Raw genomic sequence first — 20,654 nt, forward strand, 5'->3', positions numbered from 1 at the left:
CACTTAGTTTTAAACAAAAAAAAGGCTGCCATTAAAAGGCAGCCTCAATTAGGGGATTTGGTACGATTTTAATTTAACTTCCAAGTTGAAATTCTAAATGGAGTTGTAGCATTTGTGAAAGTATAAACATCATTAGAATAGTAAGCCTTAAATTTTTCTTTCTTTATGTATATACCATCTACATTAATAAGCTGATCATCGAGATTTTTAATCAGCGTTATAGCTGGAACGGCTCCGCCTGATTGAAAATTTCTATTTACTAAAATCAATTTTTTGTTAATTGCGTCTTCAGTCACAGTTATATTATGCCTAATTAAAGAACCATTCTCAAAATAATAATCAATATATGATCCTCTAGTAGGATGATTGAAATAAAAATAGATATCAGTTAGTTTTTTTCCTGATGGTAAGTCTAAGTTGGTTTGATTCAATATTGTAAAAAATAATGATGAATTTGTTGGTGCATCTTGTATATAATCATCTATTGTAAATCCATAGTAAAAATAAGGATTTCCCGGCAAAAACATCTTATAATCATCAGTTAGAACTAATGGCTTATTAGAATATTTAATTGAAGCTTTAATTCCACCTGCACCTATAGCGTTAAAATTTCCTGTTGCTGCATCAAAAGTAAAGACGGATAATTCTTGATTACCCACTTTTACTGACGGACTAACAATAATTCCTGTTGGCGTGTAAGCAATTCCTATATTATTAGTAACACTAGATCCAGTTTCGACAGAGTTAGATGTTGCAAATCTTGAAGCCGAACTAAATGAAAAATCAAACTGGCTCACTTTTGTACCATCATTAGTTTCTAGTAATCTAAATAAAGGTCTAGTTGGAGCACCAATTACATTTGGAATCATGAGTCTACCTAAAGCTAGATCAGCCCAATCTGTTGCTTTAGCTTTCACAAAACGTACTTCTTCAAAACTTCGATTTGTTCTAAAAATAATTTCTCCATTCTCCTGACCATAATATAAAAACTGAAAATCACCTTTATATCCTTTTCCTCTTAAATCAGCCGTTGGAAAGCTGTTGGAATCTGATAACAAGTGTATTCGATTTTTCGTAGTAAATAACAAACTCACTGTACTACCAAGCGTAATATCATATTCACTTGAAGCAATAGAAGTATCGTTATCAAAATCTGAAGCCATATCTACTTTACCATCTTTGAATTTAAATAGATGTGTAAATCCCCCTAACTGGGTGTTATCAGTAAAGTATACTGCTTTCCAGCCAAATTCAGAAGACATCAAAAGATCATTTAATTCCTTCTCTCTTGCATTGAGACGATCTGTAGGAGTACCTTTAAATGGTGAATCGAGGGTCTCTTTATTGTCACATGAAACCAATTGGATTGCCATTATAGCGACCAAGAGGTAATTAATTATGTTTTTTATTTTCATGGTATTTTATTTATAAAATAATAAATGAGTTTTATAAGCTCTTTGATTTCAATTTAAGAGCCCTTAATTTTTACTAATTGTTTATAACTTCGTTAGTGTTTTTCTCAGCCTCATCTCTCAACTTGTAAAAATCGATATTAAAGTTGTCTTTGAAATATTTCACTACTACCGCTTCTTTAAGTTTAATATTTGCAACTGCAGTTTCGTCACTAATTCCCGCAAGTATTGCAGCATATTCAGCTTTAGAATTGATCAACATTTGCGCAGCCATTTCTGCGAAGTCTTCATTAATATTTGATCTTGCATAATCCGTAATGAATCCTTCTTCCCTAGCCTCAGAAGTTGGTGTAGCATACCAATTCGAGGTATAACCAGTTGGTGTAATATTAGCTAAAGTTTTTTCATCAAATGGTTTGGTTTGATTCAAAATATGAATGTACTCGTGTTGAATAGTTGCTAAGAAGCGCTTTACATTCGCACGGTCTCTCTTATTAACATTATCTGTTTCAAATAATGTAATTCTCAATCCCCCTTCAGCTAGGCCTAAAGTAATAGTTCCCGTCGTATTTAAATTTATACCTCCTACAAGTAAAAGTTCTCTAGGTGCAATCAGCTTTACAAAGTCAGGTCCTGCAACTTTTTTATAGGTTTCTAACCATATTTTTTGAACTATTTCTAATGCTGGTTGCACTTTAGCCTGTAATGGAGGAAATAAGTAACGATTAAAATCGACCTTGTTTTGATCCCATTTATATTGCACACTAATATTATAGGTATTTAAATACGTATTATCAATATATCGATCTAAATCTGTTTTGGCAGGTATCGAAACGTCTAATTGACTTTCCTTTAAAGGTTCTTCACCAGCGCAAGCCGTTAGCAAAAGCACTGAACATAGCGCCGTGATTAATTTATATTGTATTTTCATCTTAATGATATTTTTTAATTAATAATTAGCGTGGATTCTTTTCAACACCAGTGTCGCTCACGTTCAGTGGTATTTGTATTGCTTTACGTTTGTCATCTTTTGCCAAAATTGCATCAGGTTGATTATAAGTTTTATGTATCACCTTTAATGCAAAACGTTTTATGTCAAACCATCTTAAACCTTCATGAATGAATTCTCTTCTTCTAATTTCAGCTAGTGCCTTAATATAAGAGCTTTGCACAGCTGTAAGTGAATAAAAAGGCGTATATTCATCAGCGATTACTGGATATTTAGCAACAATCTTAGCCTCAGTGACTTTATCAGTTGCTGGATTATACAATTTTACACGGGCTGCTAAAAAGTAGTCAATTTCAGCGTTAGCAAGAGCTAATTGATTAGTCATTACATGAGCTTCAATTCTATTTAAGTATAGCTCATCGTTACTTAAAAGCACTAAACCAACATAAGGCTGACCAATTCCAGCATTTGCATTTGTAACTTTAAAGTACTCTACGAACTTGGGTACAAAAATAGTTATTTGACCATTATATGATAAAGGTCTGTATAAAAATTCTTTGTTAGCCAAATTAGTATTGTTACCAAAAAGGATATCCCTGTCTGCTCCGGTTAACTGAAATCTGTTCGAATAAAAGCTTCTAAGGTATATTGAAGACGCTGAGGTAATCAATAAGTTAGTGTTTTGACTTTCCTGCCCATAAAGCCTCGGCCCAGTATTAAAATCGACATCTAAATAAGATTGATAGTTTCTTAGTTGATTGACAGGCGCATTGCCTAATTCATTTGATACTGCAATAACCTTATCCCATTCTCCAGTAACTGTATAAAAACGACTGGCAAATGCATTTGCTGCTGCTTTATTAAAATGAAATTTTGGTAATTTATAGTTGCTATTAACTAGAGGTAAACCTTTCTCTAGATCGGCTTTAATGAATGCAAAAACCTCTTCAATAGTATTACGTTTGTATTTTTTGAGAAGAACTGTTTCTGGTTCTAAAATATAAGGGATACCCAGATCTGTTTTGGCAGTTGCAGGATTGTATCGTTGGGACCAAAAAGTCACTAACATAAAATGTGCATAAGCTCTCGCTACTAAAGCTTCTCCTTTTTGAGGATTAAGTTTAGGATCGTTACCTGATTTATCAATGGCATCAAGTGCTTGATTTGCATGCGCAATTGCACTGTAACAAGCGTCCCAGTAATCAGAAGGACTGTCTTGCTGAATATCATCTAGCATTTCCCAATTGTACATTTGACTATTTTTTATTGTAGTTAATGTCAAATCACCACTGTCGTAAACGTTATCACTCATTGTCTCCGCAAATTCCATGTAATTTCCGGTAGGATAAGCATTAACTAAAATTTCCGAAATTTTTTCTGGTGAATCCAGCTGTGTCCTATTGTCCGGAATTTCCGAAAGAAAATCGTCGCAACTTGAACTTAATCCAATAAGGACAAGTAGCGAAAATGTTAATTTTAATTTTTTCATATTTTTAATAATTAAAATGATACGTTTAATGAGAATGTATATTGACTTGTAATCGGTTGTGAAACCCCACCAGATCTGTAAAATTCTGGATCTTGTCCATTGAGTTTTTTATCTGAATATATTAAAAGTGGATTTGCACTTGAAGCTTTCAATGAAAATGTATTTAAATTCAATTTTTTCTTCAAATCTTTTGGAAATTCATACCCAATGGATACATTTTTCAATCGAACAAAAGATCCATCAGCAACTCTTTCATCCGAGTAATTATAAGCATTATATGCTCTATTTAAATTACTCCCTGCAGCCGCATAATTTGCAACTATCCTTCGATCTGCAATTACGGGAATGTTAGTTAAAGCCTCATCACCTGGATTAATCCAACGATTAGTAAATTCTTTTGTAAATACTGTTAAATCATCATATACAGAAGAATAAATTGGATTTAAACGAACTTTATTTCCTCCTGATGCTACAATAAAAATATTCAAGGACCAATTTTCATAGTTGAAGGTATTAGAAAAACCAGCAGTTTTGTTCGGCTCAATAGTCCCCTCATACTTCAAGTATTTCGTAACATTTTCAGAATCTTGGAAATTAGCACCCGCTACTTCATCTCCTTCACCATCAGCTTGAATGAATGTTGGCAAACCTTGATTGTTTAAGCCTGTGAATTGATAAGAGTATAATGCATTTCTTGGATGTCCTACTGTATTACCTCCTGTACCATCAACTAATCCTAAAACACTTGGATTGTTTTGAAGTCTAGTGATTTCTTGGTTATAAACTGAGAAATTTAAACTTGTTGACCATTTCAATTTTGTATTATTTAGGTTATTCGTGTTGATCGAAAATTCAATACCTTTTGTTTCCATATCAGCATTATTACCTTGCTTTATTCTCTCTCCACCTATTCCAGATGTTGTTACAAAATCAACAAGATCGAATGCTTTACGACTATAAATATCAGCTGAAAATTGAACTCTATTATTTAAAATTCCTAAATCAACTCCAAGGTTTGTCTCAAATTGCTTCTCCCAAGTTAAATCACCATTTTGCAAATCCGCAATAAGCAATCCGGTTTCTCTATCATTCAAATTTAAACGATCTGTAATGAAGCTTCTATAAATCGCTAAGGAATTCGTTGCCGGTCCAGCAGTTGCTGTAAGACCGTAAGAACCTCTAAATGCTAATGTATTTATTGTTTGCATGTTTTTCATAAAGCTCTCTTCCATAACATTCCATTTCCCACTAAATGTGTATGTTGGTAACCATCTTGATGAACCACTATTTCCTTGTCTATTTGATCCATCGTAACGTCCTGTAAGAGATCCTGTGTAACGACGATCGTAAGTATATCCTACTTTACCAAAAAATCCAACTGTTCGTTCTCTTTCTTCGTTAAAGGAATAATAAGATTCGCCACCGTTTATTAGTTTTTCTAAAATCCTTGGATCAGTAAAGGCAGTTAATCCTCTATCGTACTGCAAACCGTAAGCAGTAAAATTATTACTACCTCTATCAACAGATCTTAGTTCTTGACCAAATAAAGCTTCAACTTCATGTTTCTCACTAAAAACATTTTTGTAATTAAAACTGTTTCTAATGTTGTAAGAAGTTAAATCATTTCCAAATTTTCTTAAAATACCACCATTTGGCAATACTGAAACCTTTGGCGCTATAAGATTATCTGGGTCTTGATATAAAAAGATATTTGCGTCTCTAACAATTGTTGTCTCTTGCGCATTATAGGCTCCTACTATATTTGATTTTTCTAATATATTGTGTTCTCTAATGGTATTTGCGTATCGTGCATTAGCAGTTAGGTTATATGTTAACTTTGGAGATAATTTGTAAGCTAGATCAGCTTGAAAACGGATGTCTTTTACCTTTATATCCATGTAATTATTTTGCAACTCTTCTACTATATTTATCGGTGCCCAATTATTTCTATAATATTCGTAATTGCCATTATCATCATAAGGTCTTAATGCTCTATTAGTATTTAAGACATAGCTGAATGGATTAATATCAAAATCTCTGGTAGTGCTCCCGCTAACTCCATCTCTCAGACTATCATAACTTCCAGGAGCTTGTTGATCCCTGATAGAAGCTTGTGTGGATAAAGTTAAATTCACTTTATCATTTATATAAAAAGTATTTTTTAAATTAGAAGATATTTGCTGTACATTATCCGCTATCGTCCATCCTGGATCACTATAAAATGCTAAAGAAGCAAAGAACGAGTTGTTTTTCCCACCACCAGAAAAACTTAAGGAGTGATTTTGAGTGATTGATTGTCTAAACAATACTTTGAACCAATCGGTATTAGCCAGCTCATACTTTTTCAAAAAAGCATTTTTACTAGGAATATCATTTTTAACACCAAAAGTACCAGCTGTTGCATCATAAGTGTTCACTGCATTAGCAAGAATATTATAGACTCCACCATATCGAGTTTGAGCAGTTGCTGGTAATTCAAGAAAACCTTTACTTTCCATTTCTTTAAGAACACTCATTGTTTCCTGAGAGTTCAATATGTCAAATTGACTATAACTAGGAACAGTTCTTACTGTTTGATCTAAAGAGTACGTAATATTTAACGGAGAGTCTCTTCTACCTTGTTTTGTAGTTACTACTACAACACCATTCAAGGATCGAGAACCGTAAATAGATGTTGCAGATGCGTCTTTTAACACCTCGATACTTAATACATCACTTGCGTTTAAACCAGCAATTGATGAACTAATCAAAGTTTCTGAATTTCCAGAGGCTAAATCTGCAAAAGAAAGATTGACAATATCTTCCTGTACAATTCCATCAATTACCCATAATGGTTTTGTATCTCCAAAAATAGATGATGATCCACGAACGGTAATTTTTGGTGCAGTACCAAAAGTTCCAGTTACGTTTTGAACCGTTACACCAGCAGCCTTACCTTCAATCATTCTACTGATATCTATAACACCTTCTACCATCAGTTCTTTTCCTGTTATTTTACTAATTGCTCCTGTAAAAGTTCTTTTTGATGTTTTTTCATAACCAGTTGTAATAACTACTTCTTTTAGACTTTGTTCATTCTCGATAAGAACTATCGTGAGAGGAGTTGATTTAATACCAACTTCTTGTGATGTCATTCCTATATAAGAAATTATAAGTCTCGTACTGTTTTCGGGCATATCAATGGTAAAGTTTCCATCAAAATCAGTTATTACACTCTTTTTGGTTCCTTTCGCTAATACTGTTGCCCCAGGAAGCGGCATACCAGATTGATCTACTACTTTACCTTTTACAATAGGTGCAACAGTCAATTTTTCTGATACGGTTTTGGAAATACCAAAACCAGAAAATTCTCCATTCTGTGATTCTTTATTTTCAAGTATAATTTGATTACTAACCTCGCTGTAGCTAATATTTAATGGTTTTAAAATTATCGCAAGCACATCAGCTAAGTTTTCTTCCACTGCATCTACAGATACTTTTAAGCCCAACTGGCTAATCCTAGAATTATATGAAAACTTAACATTTGCCTTTTTTTCAAGTTGCGATAAGGCATTCTCTAAAGTCACATTCGTGATTGATACGGTAACTTTTGTATCTAGCTTTCTTTGTCCATTAACGCTGTTTGCCATCGTAATAGTGGAAAACACAACTGCTAGAACAAATTGAATTAATGTTATTTTCATGATTCGATGTAGTAATCGTTGTTTGACAACAGTTTTTTTCATAATTTTGGTTTGTTTGTTAAATACTTTAATACGGGTATTGGGCAACATACAAATTGTCCTTTACAGAGAACAATTTGAACTTATTTAAGCGTCGCGATGTTACAGCATTTCGGCGCTTTTTTATTTTTAGTTTACATAGGCTATTTAGTTAATCACATCCTTCAGAGGATATAGTTATTTGATTACCATTCATTTCATAACTGGTATTATTTCCGAGACTTCGGCATATAATTTTTAATTTTTCAGGTAAAGGTTGATCATTTAATGATGTAGTAAGATGACAATTTTTTAATTTCTCGATAGGAAAATCAATATCCACGAGATATGCTTGTTCAATGGTTTTTAAAATTTGAGCGACAGGTGTATCAGAAAAATTAAAACTAAGTTTCTCAATTGTGTTATTACTTGAACTTAGGGTAGTATCCGTAGTTATATCGGTAATTTTATTAAATTCAAGATTTTTTCTAACAAAGCGTAACGCTTCGTTAGGCAACAGCTCAATTTCATCTTTATTAAATTTTGCAACAGTGTTATTTGATATTATTTTCACTTTCCCGGTACGAACAATTATTTCTATGTTAGGTTGATTGTCATAAGCTCTAATTCTAAAACTAGTCCCTAAAACTTTCGTGACGATCTCATTTGCAAAGACAAAAAACGGCTTTTTTGGATTCTTGCTAATTTCAAAGAAGCCTTCTCCACTTAAATATACTTTTCTCTCTTTGCCAATGAAAATCTTAGGATAGCTCAGCTTGCTATTAGGTTGAAGTAGAACTGAACTTCCATCAGATAAATTAATGATTTGCGGCTTATTGGAATTATTAGTTTGCTCGACTAATCCTTCTAAATTTTCAGCAATTAGTTCGTTGTATATAGGAGATGAATTGCTCAAAAAATCATTTTGTTGATAAAACCAAGATCCTAACATTCCAAAAACAATAACAGCTGCTGCTGATCTTACCCAATTATTTTTCCAGAAATAACTTGAATCCTCCGCCGTTTCTGCCAGTTTACTTGCTTTGTTATTAATTTTGTTCCACGTGTTTTCTATTGCGCGCTCAATTTCCAGTTTAGAAACACTATTTTCTGAAATGTTCATTGCTAGTATCCACAAACGAGCTTCTTCTACTAATTTCGCGCGCTGAGGATCTTCTAAAGTCCAATCTTCCCACTTTTCATCATCAACTTGAAATCTCACCCAACGACGAAATGACTCATTCGATAAAAAATCTTCTATATCCGTAAAATTATTGCGGTCTTGCATGATGTAGCTATGGGTTACAATAATAGAAAGGACAGATTTTTTATAATATACTCACCTTTTTATTATTATTTTTATGTTAAATAAAAAAAAGGTTAAAATAAAATGGTAGATAGAGCTAAAATTAACAATAATTTCTCTTTCCATCCTTTGCGAAGATTCAGCACTGCGCGATATAATAAATTGTTGGCGGACTGATAGTTGACTTGAAGTGTGTCAGCAATTTCATCAATTCCTAGACCATGATGGTACCTTAAAAATAACGCTTCCTTCTGCCGAGCGGGTAAACTATTTATCAAGTTGTTCATATTCGCGACATTATAAGCTGTTGTTTCATCAGCTATCAAATCATGTTCGATAGAAAAATCAGTTAAAAAATCTATCGATTTTAATGATGTGCTTTTATTGAAAATATAGTCTCGCTCTTGAAGCCTTGTCATTCTCTTTCTAACACTTGAAAGCAAGTATGCTTTAACAAAGACAGTTTCATTCAACGAAGATCTATACAACCACAAATCAGCAAAAACATCTTGAACACAGTCTTGTACTTTTTCAGTAAATGGTGAAAATGAATTTCCATAACGGATCAAATGCGGATAATATTTTTCAAAGATTATTGAAAAAGATTTTTCATTTCCATCTCTTAGATCTTGCCAAAGCGCTAAGTCATCATCGTGATTATTTATATTTGATTTAATTTTCACTTTTAAGCACTAAATAAGTAATTTATTAAATTAATGTTAACTTTTTGTAATTTTACGGCTTTAAAATCGAATATCCAATATTATATAATAATTAATTGTTAATAGTTTTAAATAGCAATAAGATTAATTACTTTTGAAGTTTGTAATATATCTTCTCTTACAAGAAAAATAAATATAAATAATTGGAACACCAATAGCTGAATAGTATTTATATTTAATTATCCACTATTTTTGCACAAAATAATTACCTCTTGAAAACAAAATTGCTAGTTATCACACCTCCTTTTACGCAATTGAATACGCCGTATCCTGCAAGTGCATATATTAAAGGTTTTTTGAACACGATAAATGTAGAGTCCGTGCAAGCTGATTTTGGTATTGAAGTAATATTACAATTATTTTCCAAAGAAGGACTAAATAATTTGTTTACTTCTGCTACTATTAACAGTACTATTTCTATTAACTCACAACGTATTTTTGCCTTGCAACGCGAGTATGTGATGACAATAGATGCAGTAATTAAATTTCTACAGGGAAAAAATCCAACCTTAGCACTTCAGATTTGTCAGGAAGGTTTCCTGCCAGAAGCTTCTCGATTTTCACAATTAGAGGAACTCGATTGGGCCTTTGGAACTATGGGGACACAAGATAAAGGGAAACATTTAGCCACTTTGTATCTTGAAGACATTTCAGATTTTATTGTAGAATGCATCGATGAAAATTTTGGTTTTAGTAGGTATGCAGAACGATTAGGACGAAGTGCTAATTCATTTAATGAATTGTATACAGCCTTGCAGCAAAAACTAACCTATATTGACACCATCTTTCTTTCGATTCTAAAAGATCGAATCGAGAATGTAAAACCCAGTATGTTTCTTATTTCTGTTCCTTTCCCGGGTAATTTATATGCTGCTTTTCGAGCTGCACAATGGGTCAAGGAAAATCATCCCCATATTAAAATTTCGATGGGTGGTGGATTTCCAAATACAGAACTACGATCATTATCGGATATACGCGTTTTTGATTTCTTTGATTTTATAACCTTAGACGATGGCGAGGTTCCTATTGAAGAATTAATAAACGCATCGACCTCCGAAAATAGCGAAAAAAAATATAAACGAACTTTTCTACTTGAAAATGGAAAAGTAGTTTACAAGAACAACTCGACAAAACCAGACTATAAGCAAGCACAAGTGGGAACACCTGATTATTCTGATTTGCTTTTAGATCAATACATTTCAGTCATTGAGATTGTGAATCCAATGCACCGAATGTGGAGTGACGGACGCTGGAATAAATTGACAATGGCACATGGCTGCTATTGGGGAAAATGCACTTTTTGTGATATTTCATTGGATTACATCAAAATTTACGAGCCCGTTGCCGCTAATTTACTTTGTGATCGAATGGAGGAAATGATTAAACAAACCGGACAAAATGGTTTCCATTATGTCGATGAAGCTGCACCTCCGGCACTGATGCGAGCGCTAGCGCTTGAAATCCTGAGAAGAAATCTAGCAGTAACTTGGTGGACCAATATTCGATTTGAAAAAAGCTTTACTAAAGATTTGTGTCTCCTGCTTAAAGCATCCGGTTGTATTGCGGTTTCTGGTGGTCTGGAAGTGGCTTCAGATAGATTATTAAAGCTCATTGATAAAGGGGTTACAGTAGAACAAGTTGCAAAAGTGACTAGCAATTTTACTGAAGCTGGAGTGATGGTTCACGCTTATCTTATGTATGGCTATCCTACACAAACCATTCAAGAAACGATAGACAGTTTGGAAATGGTGCGTCAATTATTTGAGATTGGCGTTTTACAATCTGGCTTTTGGCATCAATTTGCCATGACGGCACACAGTCCTGTTGGTATGCATCCTGAAAAGTTCGGAGTAATAGCGGAGCAAAATGAAATTACTTTTGCTAACAACGATATAGCCTTTACAGATAAAACAGGAATAGATCACGAAAAATTCAGTTTTGGACTCAAAAAATCATTATTCAATTTTATGCACGGAATTTGTTTTGATTATAGTTTGCAAGATTGGTTCGATTTTAAAATTCCAAAAACTACAATTTCACCAGACTTTATTTTTAATGCTTTACAAGAAGAAAATGATTTTAATATTAAATCTTTAGCTAAAATAGTTTGGTTAGGAGGAAAACCTACAGTTGAATATTTTACAAAGTCTAAAAAAGGAAATTCTTGGGAGATGGTCACACTTACTTTTCATGATAAAAAAGAAAGTTTTAGTATTCAAACTAATAAATTAGAAGGGAATTGGCTAATTGAGATCCTTGTGAAAATTTCCGTTTCTAATACTAAAATTTATACTTTTCAGGAGATTAAAAACGACTTTGAAACTAACTTACCTGATTTTGAATTGTTCTGGTATTCAAAGCCAATTCAAACATTAAGACAATTTGGATTGTTAGTACTATAAATTTTTACGTCTATCTTTAGCAATTTAGGATAAAACTACTTTTTTTAAATAACGAAAACGATTTCTTTCCTTATTTTTACAACCAATAAAAAATGTACTTATGAGTATTGGTTATAAAATAAATGTAAATGATACATTAAATTTCGAATTAGAAAAGGAAAGTATTTCCGCACTTGATGTGGTGCGTATTGAGACCAATAAATTTCATGTTCTGCACGAAAACAAACCTTACCAAGCAGAAATCATATCTGCTGATTTCAATGAAAAAAGCTATGTAGTAAAGGTCAATAATAACAGGTATAATGTAGTTATATCAAATCCATTAGACTTACTTATCAAGGAAATGGGTTTTGAAATTGGACTCGCCAAACAAGTAAATTTCATCAAAGCTCCTATGCCGGGACTAATTCTTGAAATTAGTGTTGCTGTAGGTCAGGAAGTCAAAGCAAACGATAACTTAATTATTCTTGGTGCCATGAAAATGGAAAATAGTTTCCTTTCTCCTCGTGATGGAGTTATAAAATCCATTTCAGTGGTGGTAGGTGATGCTGTAGACAAAGGGCAATTACTGATTGAGTTTGAATAAAAAAAGCATCTTACCAAATTATAGTAAAGAATAATCTTTGTTACAATCATTAAACTTTAAGACTATTATAATTTGCGAATCTGTGGATAAAAAATAAATAATGAAAAAAATATTAGTTGCAAATAGAGGGGAAATTGCTATCAGAGTAATGAAAACTGCTCAAAAAATGGGAATTAAGACGGTTGCTGTTTATTCTACAGTGGATAGAAATGCGCCTCATGTGAAATTTGCTGATGAAGCGGTTTGCATCGGCGGAGCACCTTCAAGTGAATCGTATTTGTTAGGAAGCAAAATTATTGAAGTTGCTAAAAGTTTGAATGTCGATGCAATTCACCCTGGTTATGGTTTCTTAAGCGAAAATGCTGATTTTGCCGAAGAATGCGAAAATAATAATATTATTTTCATTGGTCCAAAGTCTAAGGCAATCAGAGTTATGGGAAGTAAATTAGCGGCCAAAGAAGCTGTTAAAGAATATAACATTCCAATGGTTCCCGGTGTTGATGAAGCGATTACAGATATTGAGAAAGCAAAAGTAGCCGCTAGGAAAATTGGTTTTCCTATTTTAATTAAAGCTTCCGCAGGCGGAGGTGGAAAAGGAATGCGTGTTGTAGAAAGCGAGGATGATTTTGAAGCACAAATGAACCGGGCCATCAGTGAGGCAATTGCTGCTTTTGGAGATGGTTCAGTTTTTATCGAAAAGTATGTTTCATCACCACGACATATCGAAATTCAAGTAATGGCAGACAGCCACGGCAATATTCTTTATTTATTCGAAAGAGAATGTAGTATTCAACGTCGCCATCAAAAAGTAATTGAGGAAGCGCCATCGTCAGTTTTATCACCTGAATTGCGAAAAAAAATGGGTGAAGCCGCTGTTCTAGTTGCTAAATCTTGCGATTATTTAGGAGCGGGAACCGTTGAGTTTTTGTTAGATGAAAATAACAACTTCTATTTTCTCGAAATGAATACGCGCCTACAAGTAGAGCATCCCGTTACGGAATGGATTACAAAAACTGATTTAGTAGAGCTTCAAATTAGAGTCGCAAGAGGCGAAGCATTAATAATTAAACAAGAAGATTTACAAATAAAAGGGCATGCTGTTGAATTAAGAGTTTATGCCGAAGATCCTATGAATGACTTTTTACCAAGCGTTGGACATTTGGATGTATATCAATTACCAATTGGCGAAAATATTCGGGTAGATAATGGTTTTGAACAAGGAATGGACATACCTATTTATTATGATCCTATGTTAGCGAAACTAATAACGTATGGCGAAACTCGTGAAGAAGCGATTCAGTTAATGATTAAAGCGATTGATGATTATCATGTTGAAGGCGTGCAAACCACATTGCCTTTTGGAAAATTTGTTTTTGAACACGAAGCATTTCGCTCGGGAAATTTCGATACACATTTTGTAAAAAAATATTACTACGCAGATGTTTTAAAAATTCAAATGAATAAAGAAGCGGAAATTGCTGCTATTGTAGCACTTAAGCAATATTTTGAAGATCAAAAAATTGTTCGATTATCTATTTAAGATTTACATAAGTTTAAAATATTGTAAAAAATAAATAAAAATTGGAACTAGGCGGTACATAAAGTGAATAACATGAAAGACAAAATAGATATATTAAAAAATAAAATTGCTATAGCTCATTTAGGCGGTGGCAAAAATCGTATTGAAAAGCAGCACTCAAATAAAAAACTGACGGCGAGAGAACGCGTTAACTATTTGATGGATGAAGGTTCATTTGAAGAAATTGGAATGTTAGTTACCCATCGAACGGCTGACTTTGGAATGGAAAAGGAGCTTTATTATGGTGACGGTGTCATTACTGGATATGGTACAATCAATGGGCGATTAGTGTATATTTTTGCTCAAGATTTCACGGTTTTTGGAGGTTCTTTATCCGAAACGCATGCGGAAAAAATTTGTAAAGTGATGGATATGGCGGTCAAAATGGGAGCGCCAATGATTGGACTAAATGATTCTGGAGGAGCACGTATTCAAGAAGGGGTTCGTTCTCTGGGCGGTTATGCTGATATTTTTTTTAGAAACGTACAAGCTTCTGGAGTGATTCCGCAAATTTCTGCTATTATGGGACCATGTGCAGGTGGAGCGGTTTATTCTCCCGCTATGACTGATTTTACCATGATGGTTGAGAATACTAGTTATATGTTTGTAACCGGTCCTAATGTTGTAAAAACTGTCACTAATGAAACCGTAACTTCTGAGGAACTGGGTGGGGCAAGTACACATTCAACAAAGTCAGGAGTGGCTCATTGCACATCAACAAATGATGTAGAATGTTTAGAGGATTTAAAGCGATTATTAAGTTATTTACCGCAAAGCAATAAAGAGTTAGCGCCCACTTTACCTTATAAATTAGGTGATGAGATTCGGATAGAATTACTAGCTATAATACCTGATAATCCAAATAAGCCATACGATATGCACAAGGTAATTATTGGTATTATTGACGAAAATTCTTTTTATGAAATTCATAAAAATTATGCTGATAATATTATTGTAGGTTTTGCTAGATTAGGTGGACGAAGTATTGGTATTATTGCTAATCAGCCAATGGTTTTAGCAGGTTGCTTAGATGTGAATAGTTCGAAAAAGGCAGCTCGATTTACTCGTTTTTGCGATGCCTTCAATATCCCATTGCTAGTATTAGTTGATGTTCCGGGATTTTTACCAGGAACTGACCAGGAGTGGAACGGAATCATTGTTCACGGTGCTAAATTGTTGTATGCTTTAAGCGAAGCTACGGTGCCAAGAGTTACTGTTATAACCCGGAAAGCTTATGGTGGCGCATATGATGTAATGAATTCAAAACACATTGGTGCCGATATGAATTTTGCTTGGCCCACGGCAGAAATTGCGGTGATGGGTGCCAAAGGTGCATCTGAAATTATCTTTAAAAAAGAAATAAATGAAGCTAAAGATCACGAAGCAAAACTACTAGAAAAAGAATCAGAATATGCAAATTTATTTGCTAATCCATATACCGCAGCACAGCGTGGTTTTATAGACGAAGTGATTTTACCACAAGAGACTAGACGAAAATTAATAAAAGCATTCAGCATGCTCGAAAATAAAGAAAGTGTAACTCCTAATCGAAAACACGGCAACATTCCGTTATAAATTTTAGGAAAATAGATCATATAAAAAAACCAGCGTAGAGCTGGTTTTTTTATATACTAAAGCGAAATAAAACAGTAGTGCTTTATCGCAACACAACATCTTTTACAACGTCTCTACGCAATTCCTCATTAATCATCGCAACGATTTTTGACTTTCCATGACTTAACTCCTCACGTAAAACTGATGAAGTCAATTCGACATAGAGCGTACTCCCTTTTAAAACAACATTATTCGTGTAACTATTAACACCGTTACCCATTAAATTTCTCCAAGCATCTTTCACGTCAATTTGATCCATTCCTGGCTGAAGCTTATTTACCTGAATAATCTGTTTCAAAACATCTCCTATTGTACTTTGATTATTTAGTCGTTTTGCCATCATCTAATAAATTAATCGCCTCCGTTTTTTTATAATGATATTCAATTTTATCTTTATTTTTCAGTATTAAATTTTCTGCTGTCAAGCTAATAATCTCCTCACTCCACTTCATATACTGCGTTGAATAATCTAAGAAAGCTTTATCATCTACAAAGCGAACAACAACATTTTCAAATGCATCGTTAACTAAAAATTTGCCGTCAAATTGCGGCATAACCTTCTTTCTAATCCCCTTATTGTCTTTAATTTGAAAGTAATCAAAACTTTCATTAATAGTATAATCTTTGTCTTTTTCCTTATCAAAAGTGACTTTTTCTATTTCCCAATAGCCGTTAATTTTTGTGATATCCTCTTTGTTTATCTTTTGCTGACAAGCGACAAAAAGAAGAGAAATAAATAAAATTCCAAATACTTTTTTCATATTACTATTTTTTTTAATAATTATCTCCGCCCAAATCATATTTAATTCCTTCAGCTATTATTTTATAATCTAAAATAACAGAGGCGATAACTAGAATGCTGAAAGTTATTAGTTATTTTCTAGATACAAAGTTAATTGTAATAAATACAAACAAAAAATAGTAAATACAATTTAAACTTTTTTTATTTGCTTTGGTCTTAGTTTTAGCCTTTAAACACTGTATCTATATCCACAACTAATCCCCTGTATGAACGTCCATTATTTTGATTCGACTAAAATTCTAAGACTGCAGTAATCAATATTCATGCACGTCACAAGCCTTATTTAAACAAATATCAAGTATAGTATGAGCAACAACAACATTGTCTATTTTAGGCTGGAATCAAAATGCTTTTCGCCTTTTTTAGATTATTTAGCTTTAAGAAACACCAAGGCATATAATATGGTAGTGAACGGTCATATAGTGAGGGAAATTAAAATAATTATTGATGACCTTTAAGCTTCAGAGTCTGCAAACACCTCGCAAAACATACATTTATCTTACGGCTATTTATGGTGGTTAAATAGAAAAGCTTCCTTTCATTTACCACAAATACAAACTACATTTTAAGAAAGCATTATCCTAGAAGTACTTTCAAATGAATATGGGACACTAAGAAAAAATTAATATAAAAGTTACATTATTCCGACCAAAAAATGGATTTAATTATAATGAGTGACGCAACTGATAATGTAAATCTAGCACTTTCAAATTTTGATACTATTTAATGAAAAAAAAGTAACTTGTTTTAAATCATTTTGACTTTACACGACGCATAATTCCTACAAAGAAAGAAACTATACCAATCAACAATACAATATAATAAATAGTGATACTTTGATCACGTACAATATTCGCAATAACAAAGGAAACAATACTGATTAAGTAAAAATAAAGAACTGGTAAATTTTTAAAAAAGGAAAAATTCATCTAATTGTTATTTAAAAAATGAGTCTACAAATGCATATTTATTAAAAACTTGCAAATCTTCAATTCCTTCACCAACACCAATGTATTTTACAGGTATTTTAAACTGATCAGAGATTCCAATTACTACTCCACCTTTGGCTGTACCGTCTAATTTTGTAACTGCTAAACAACTTACTTCCGTGGCAGCTGTAAATTGCTTCGCCTGTTCAAAAGCATTTTGACCAGTTGAACCATCTAAAACTAATAAAACGTCATGAGGTGCATCAGCAACAACTTTTTGCATCACGCGTTTCACTTTGGTTAATTCGTTCATTAAATTCACTTTGTTGTGTAATCGTCCTGCTGTGTCTATTATCACAACATCAGCCTCTTGAGCAACAGCTGACTGTAAGGTATCAAAAGCTACTGAAGCGGGATCACTTCCCATATTTTGCCTCACGATAGGAACTCCCACTCTGTCTGCCCAAATTTGTAATTGATCAATTGCTGCAGCGCGGAAAGTATCTGCTGCTCCAAGAACAACTTTGTAACCCGCTTTTTTAAATTGATAAGCTAATTTACCTATGGTTGTTGTTTTACCTACTCCATTTACGCCAACAACCATTAGAACGTATGGTTTAGTTTGAATAGGTATAAGAAAATCAGTTGCTTCACCTGAATTAGTTTCTGATAATAAGTTTGCTATTTCTTCTCTGAGGATTTCATTTAGTTCATCTGTACCAAGATATTTGTCCTGGGCAACTCGCTCTTCTATTCTTCCTATTATTTTTAAAGTTGTATTGACACCAACATCTGAAGCTACTAAAATTTCCTCTAAATCATCAAGTACATCTTCATCGACCTTTGATTTTCCAGCAATTGCTTTAGACAGCTTCGAAAAAAAAGATACTTTTGATTTCTCAAGTCCTTTGTCTAAAGTTTGCTTCTCCTGCTCATTTAAAGTAGGTTCCTTTTTTTCTGATGAAAACATTTTTTTAAAAAAACTCATTGTCTATATAGTGTTAAAAATGAAGTATTTACGTCAAAACGAGCCATGCAATTTCTGATGGTAAATGTATAAAATAAAAAAGCTACTTCCGAGTGAAAGTAGCTTTTCTATGTAATATAAATTAATGATTATTTCTTTTTCAAAAATTCATCAACTGATTCTGGAGTCATTATAGATTCTACGAATGTATATGCACCTGTTTTTGGAGATTTCACCATTTTGATGGCCTTTGATAATCTCTTTGAAGCTGTTTGTAACGATGCTACGGTTTTCTTTGCCATGATTCAAATGTGTATTTTAAAATTTTATAAATCTAAAAATGTAACCACTTTAGATTATCAAAATCTCTAATTATTATTTAATTTCTTTGTGAACTGTTACACGTTTCAAAACTGGATTAAATTTCTTAATCTCCAATCTATCTGGTGTATTCTTTTTGTTCTTTGTAGTGATGTATCTAGAAGTTCCTGCAACACCTGAAGTCTTGTGCTCAGTACATTCTAAAATTACCTGGATTCTATTACCTTTCTTTGCCATCTTGCTATTTTTTTATTTTGGAATAGATTATTTAATGAATCCTTCTGACTGTGCTTTTTTCAAAACTGCAGCAATTCCATTTTTATTAATTGTTTTTATCGTAGATGCAGCTACTCTTAGAGTAATCCATCTATCTTCTTCTGGAAGATAAAAACGCTTCTTAACTAAGTTTACAGAAAATTTTCTCTTAGTTTTGTTCATAGCGTGAGAAACGTTATTTCCTACCATCGCTCTTTTACCTGTAAGGTCACAAACTCTTGACATTATTCTTATCTTTTATCGTTATTCAAAATCAGGGTGCAAAGAAAAGAAAAATAAACCTATAAACCAACAATATTATTGTAGATTTTTTAAAATTTCTTTTTGTAAAAGTTCTAAACTTTTAATCACGGCTCTATCTATCACTTTTTCACGGGGTTGACCAAAATGAAATTCTTCAACAATTATATTGGTTGGTGTTGCCAAAGCAATAAAAACTGTTCCGATTTCCACATCTGAGTCCCCTTTATCCGGACCGGCATTTCCTGTAGTTGCAATTGCAAAATCTGTTTTGAATAGCTTTTTAACACTCAAAGCCATCGCTTTAGTAACCTCAGCACTCACAACTGAATATTCTTTTATCAAATTCTCGTCTATACCTAAAATATCAATTTTAACCTGTGTTGCATAAGACACAACGCTACCTTTAAAATAATTTGAAGCTCCTGCAACTGAGGTTAAGAGTTGTGCAATTTTTCCGCCCGTACAACTTTCAGCGGTTGAAAGTGTTAGATTTTGCTTTGTCATCAACTGGCCTAAAACAACCTCAATAGTTTCGTTATCATCAAAACCAAAAATAATATCACTGATTATGGCATTCAATGAGCTCACTCTTTCATCCAATGCAGCTTCTAATTTTTCTTTATCCACACCTCGAGCTGAAAGACGCAAACGCACTCTCCCAGGAGCTGGTAAATACGCTAATTTGATGAACTCAGGTAGATTATTTTCCCAATCTTCAATTCGTTCTGCAACAAGACTTTCGCCCTGCCCGTAAGTGATGATAGTTTTATGAATGATGTAAGGTCGCTTGTACTCGCTTACAATTTTTGGGATTATTTCTTGCTCTACTATATATTTCATCTCATAAGGAACTCCTGGCAAAGATATAAATACTGTATTTTCTTTTTTCATCCACATCCCAGGAGCTGTACCTACTTGATTATGGAGAACTATACATTTGGAGGGTACTAAAGCTTGATCTTTATTTATTTGCGAAGCTTTTCTATTCATCGCACGCTCAATAAGTTCAATTACATGTTTTTCTATTTTTTTATCTACAATAAGCTCATCGTCAAAATAATCACAAAAAGTTTTCTTCGTGATATCATCTTTAGTTGGTCCTAAACCTCCAGTTATAATAACTAAATCAACTGTGTTTTGCAATTTTGCAAACGTATCTAAAATGTGATTTTTATCATCACTTATTGAAATCATCTCATTAATTTCAATACCAATTTTATCAAGTGATTTTGCAATAAAACCCGAATTAGTATCAACAATTTGACCTATTAATATTTCATCACCAATAGTAACTATGGTTGCTTTCATTGTTTTGAATTTTAATCTTAAAATTTTTATTAAAATAAAAAGAGAAAT

General features: G+C 33.1%; 17 protein-coding genes. 4 read left to right on the forward strand and 13 right to left on the reverse strand.

Annotation, left to right across the window (positions count from 1 at the left end):
- Positions 1-68 precede the first annotated feature (68 nt).
- From BUA99_RS01050 to BUA99_RS01075, 6 genes are all read right to left on the reverse strand, one after another.
- Positions 69-1,415, reverse strand: coding sequence for a DUF4302 domain-containing protein (locus BUA99_RS01050; protein WP_072987073.1), 1,347 nt, complete (start codon positions 1,413-1,415; stop codon positions 69-71).
- A gap of 73 nt (positions 1,416-1,488) precedes the next feature.
- Complete coding sequence (locus tag BUA99_RS01055) at positions 1,489-2,343, reverse strand: zinc-binding metallopeptidase (RefSeq protein WP_072987075.1); 855 nt, start codon at positions 2,341-2,343, stop codon at positions 1,489-1,491.
- A 25-nt stretch (positions 2,344-2,368) separates the two neighbouring features.
- A complete protein-coding gene (locus BUA99_RS01060) occupies positions 2,369-3,850 on the reverse strand; it encodes a RagB/SusD family nutrient uptake outer membrane protein (protein ID WP_072987078.1) in 1,482 nt (493 codons plus the stop codon).
- Between the two features lie 11 nt (positions 3,851-3,861).
- Complete coding sequence (locus BUA99_RS01065; RefSeq protein WP_084673456.1) at positions 3,862-7,575, reverse strand: SusC/RagA family TonB-linked outer membrane protein; 3,714 nt, start codon at positions 7,573-7,575, stop codon at positions 3,862-3,864.
- Positions 7,576-7,723: 148 nt separating this feature from the next.
- Positions 7,724-8,839: a FecR family protein gene (locus BUA99_RS01070; RefSeq protein ID WP_072987080.1), complete on the reverse strand. Its 1,116-nt coding sequence runs from the start codon at positions 8,837-8,839 to the stop codon at positions 7,724-7,726.
- A gap of 92 nt (positions 8,840-8,931) precedes the next feature.
- A complete protein-coding gene (locus tag BUA99_RS01075) occupies positions 8,932-9,540 on the reverse strand; it encodes an RNA polymerase sigma factor (protein ID WP_072987084.1) in 609 nt (202 codons plus the stop codon).
- Positions 9,541-9,791: 251 nt separating this feature from the next.
- Between BUA99_RS01075 and BUA99_RS01080 the strand changes: the two genes are divergently transcribed.
- The 4 genes from BUA99_RS01080 to BUA99_RS01095 all read left to right on the forward strand — a co-directional run bounded on the left by BUA99_RS01080 (position 9,792) and on the right by BUA99_RS01095 (position 15,721).
- Positions 9,792-11,981 carry a B12-binding domain-containing radical SAM protein gene (locus BUA99_RS01080; RefSeq protein WP_072987088.1) on the forward strand — a complete coding sequence of 730 codons (2,190 nt, stop codon included), beginning with the start codon at positions 9,792-9,794 and terminating at the stop codon, positions 11,979-11,981.
- 100 nt (positions 11,982-12,081) lie between these two features.
- Entirely contained in the window at positions 12,082-12,567 is a 486-nt protein-coding gene (locus BUA99_RS01085; RefSeq protein ID WP_072987091.1) for an acyl-CoA carboxylase biotin carboxyl carrier protein subunit, read from the forward strand.
- A 100-nt stretch (positions 12,568-12,667) separates the two neighbouring features.
- On the forward strand, positions 12,668-14,107 hold the full coding sequence (accC, locus tag BUA99_RS01090) for an acetyl-CoA carboxylase biotin carboxylase subunit (RefSeq protein ID WP_072987094.1): 1,440 nt from the start codon (positions 12,668-12,670) through the stop codon (positions 14,105-14,107).
- 72 nt (positions 14,108-14,179) lie between these two features.
- A complete protein-coding gene (locus BUA99_RS01095; protein ID WP_072987098.1) occupies positions 14,180-15,721 on the forward strand; it encodes an acyl-CoA carboxylase subunit beta in 1,542 nt (513 codons plus the stop codon).
- 82 nt (positions 15,722-15,803) lie between these two features.
- Here the strand turns inward: BUA99_RS01095 and BUA99_RS01100 are convergent, their stop codons facing one another.
- The 7 genes from BUA99_RS01100 to BUA99_RS01130 all read right to left on the reverse strand — a co-directional run bounded on the left by BUA99_RS01100 (position 15,804) and on the right by BUA99_RS01130 (position 20,606).
- Positions 15,804-16,100: a DciA family protein gene (locus BUA99_RS01100; protein ID WP_072987101.1), complete on the reverse strand. Its 297-nt coding sequence runs from the start codon at positions 16,098-16,100 to the stop codon at positions 15,804-15,806.
- Positions 16,081-16,521, reverse strand: a complete 441-nt coding sequence (locus BUA99_RS01105) for a hypothetical protein (RefSeq protein ID WP_072987710.1) — start codon at positions 16,519-16,521, stop codon at positions 16,081-16,083. The genes BUA99_RS01100 and BUA99_RS01105 overlap by 20 nt, the downstream gene beginning before the upstream one ends.
- Positions 16,522-17,498: 977 nt before the next feature.
- The gene (gene ftsY, locus BUA99_RS01110; RefSeq protein WP_072987105.1) at positions 17,499-18,479 is read right to left on the reverse strand and encodes a signal recognition particle-docking protein FtsY; all 981 of its coding nucleotides are present in this window, start codon (positions 18,477-18,479) and stop codon (positions 17,499-17,501) included.
- 128 nt (positions 18,480-18,607) lie between these two features.
- Positions 18,608-18,760: a DUF4295 domain-containing protein gene (locus tag BUA99_RS01115; protein ID WP_072987107.1), complete on the reverse strand. Its 153-nt coding sequence runs from the start codon at positions 18,758-18,760 to the stop codon at positions 18,608-18,610.
- Between the two features lie 73 nt (positions 18,761-18,833).
- Positions 18,834-19,016 (reverse strand): 50S ribosomal protein L33, encoded by a 183-nt coding sequence (gene rpmG, locus BUA99_RS01120; RefSeq protein WP_016988713.1) that lies wholly within the window; start codon positions 19,014-19,016, stop codon positions 18,834-18,836.
- 27 nt (positions 19,017-19,043) lie between these two features.
- Entirely contained in the window at positions 19,044-19,280 is a 237-nt protein-coding gene (gene rpmB / locus BUA99_RS01125; protein WP_024980263.1) for a 50S ribosomal protein L28, read from the reverse strand.
- A gap of 72 nt (positions 19,281-19,352) precedes the next feature.
- Positions 19,353-20,606: a CinA family nicotinamide mononucleotide deamidase-related protein gene (locus tag BUA99_RS01130; protein WP_072987713.1), complete on the reverse strand. Its 1,254-nt coding sequence runs from the start codon at positions 20,604-20,606 to the stop codon at positions 19,353-19,355.
- Positions 20,607-20,654: the final 48 nt, after the last annotated feature.

The sequence above is a fragment of the Flavobacterium segetis genome, assembly GCF_900129575.1.
Classification (GTDB): Bacteria; Bacteroidota; Bacteroidia; order Flavobacteriales; family Flavobacteriaceae; genus Flavobacterium; species Flavobacterium segetis.

Excerpts from the sequence above, each read along its gene's own strand:
- ftsY (WP_072987105.1), bottom strand. The coding sequence starts at position 18,479 with ATGAGTTTTTTTAAAAAAATGTTTTCATCAGAAAAAAAGGAACCTACT.
- BUA99_RS01105 (WP_072987710.1), bottom strand. The coding sequence starts at position 16,521 with ATGAAAAAAGTATTTGGAATTTTATTTATTTCTCTTCTTTTTGTCGCT.
- BUA99_RS01095 (WP_072987098.1), top strand. The coding sequence starts at position 14,180 with ATGAAAGACAAAATAGATATATTAAAAAATAAAATTGCTATAGCTCAT.
- BUA99_RS01060 (WP_072987078.1), bottom strand. The coding sequence starts at position 3,850 with ATGAAAAAATTAAAATTAACATTTTCGCTACTTGTCCTTATTGGATTA.
- BUA99_RS01115 (WP_072987107.1), bottom strand. The coding sequence starts at position 18,760 with ATGGCAAAGAAAACCGTAGCATCGTTACAAACAGCTTCAAAGAGATTA.
- BUA99_RS01130 (WP_072987713.1), bottom strand. The coding sequence starts at position 20,606 with ATGAAAGCAACCATAGTTACTATTGGTGATGAAATATTAATAGGTCAA.
- rpmG (WP_016988713.1), bottom strand. The coding sequence starts at position 19,016 with ATGGCAAAGAAAGGTAATAGAATCCAGGTAATTTTAGAATGTACTGAG.
- BUA99_RS01055 (WP_072987075.1), bottom strand. The coding sequence starts at position 2,343 with ATGAAAATACAATATAAATTAATCACGGCGCTATGTTCAGTGCTTTTG.
- BUA99_RS01050 (WP_072987073.1), bottom strand. The coding sequence starts at position 1,415 with ATGAAAATAAAAAACATAATTAATTACCTCTTGGTCGCTATAATGGCA.
- BUA99_RS01070 (WP_072987080.1), bottom strand. The coding sequence starts at position 8,839 with ATGCAAGACCGCAATAATTTTACGGATATAGAAGATTTTTTATCGAAT.
- BUA99_RS01085 (WP_072987091.1), top strand. The coding sequence starts at position 12,082 with ATGAGTATTGGTTATAAAATAAATGTAAATGATACATTAAATTTCGAA.
- accC (WP_072987094.1), top strand. The coding sequence starts at position 12,668 with ATGAAAAAAATATTAGTTGCAAATAGAGGGGAAATTGCTATCAGAGTA.
- BUA99_RS01100 (WP_072987101.1), bottom strand. The coding sequence starts at position 16,100 with ATGGCAAAACGACTAAATAATCAAAGTACAATAGGAGATGTTTTGAAA.
- BUA99_RS01065 (WP_084673456.1), bottom strand. The coding sequence starts at position 7,575 with ATGAAAAAAACTGTTGTCAAACAACGATTACTACATCGAATCATGAAA.
- rpmB (WP_024980263.1), bottom strand. The coding sequence starts at position 19,280 with ATGTCAAGAGTTTGTGACCTTACAGGTAAAAGAGCGATGGTAGGAAAT.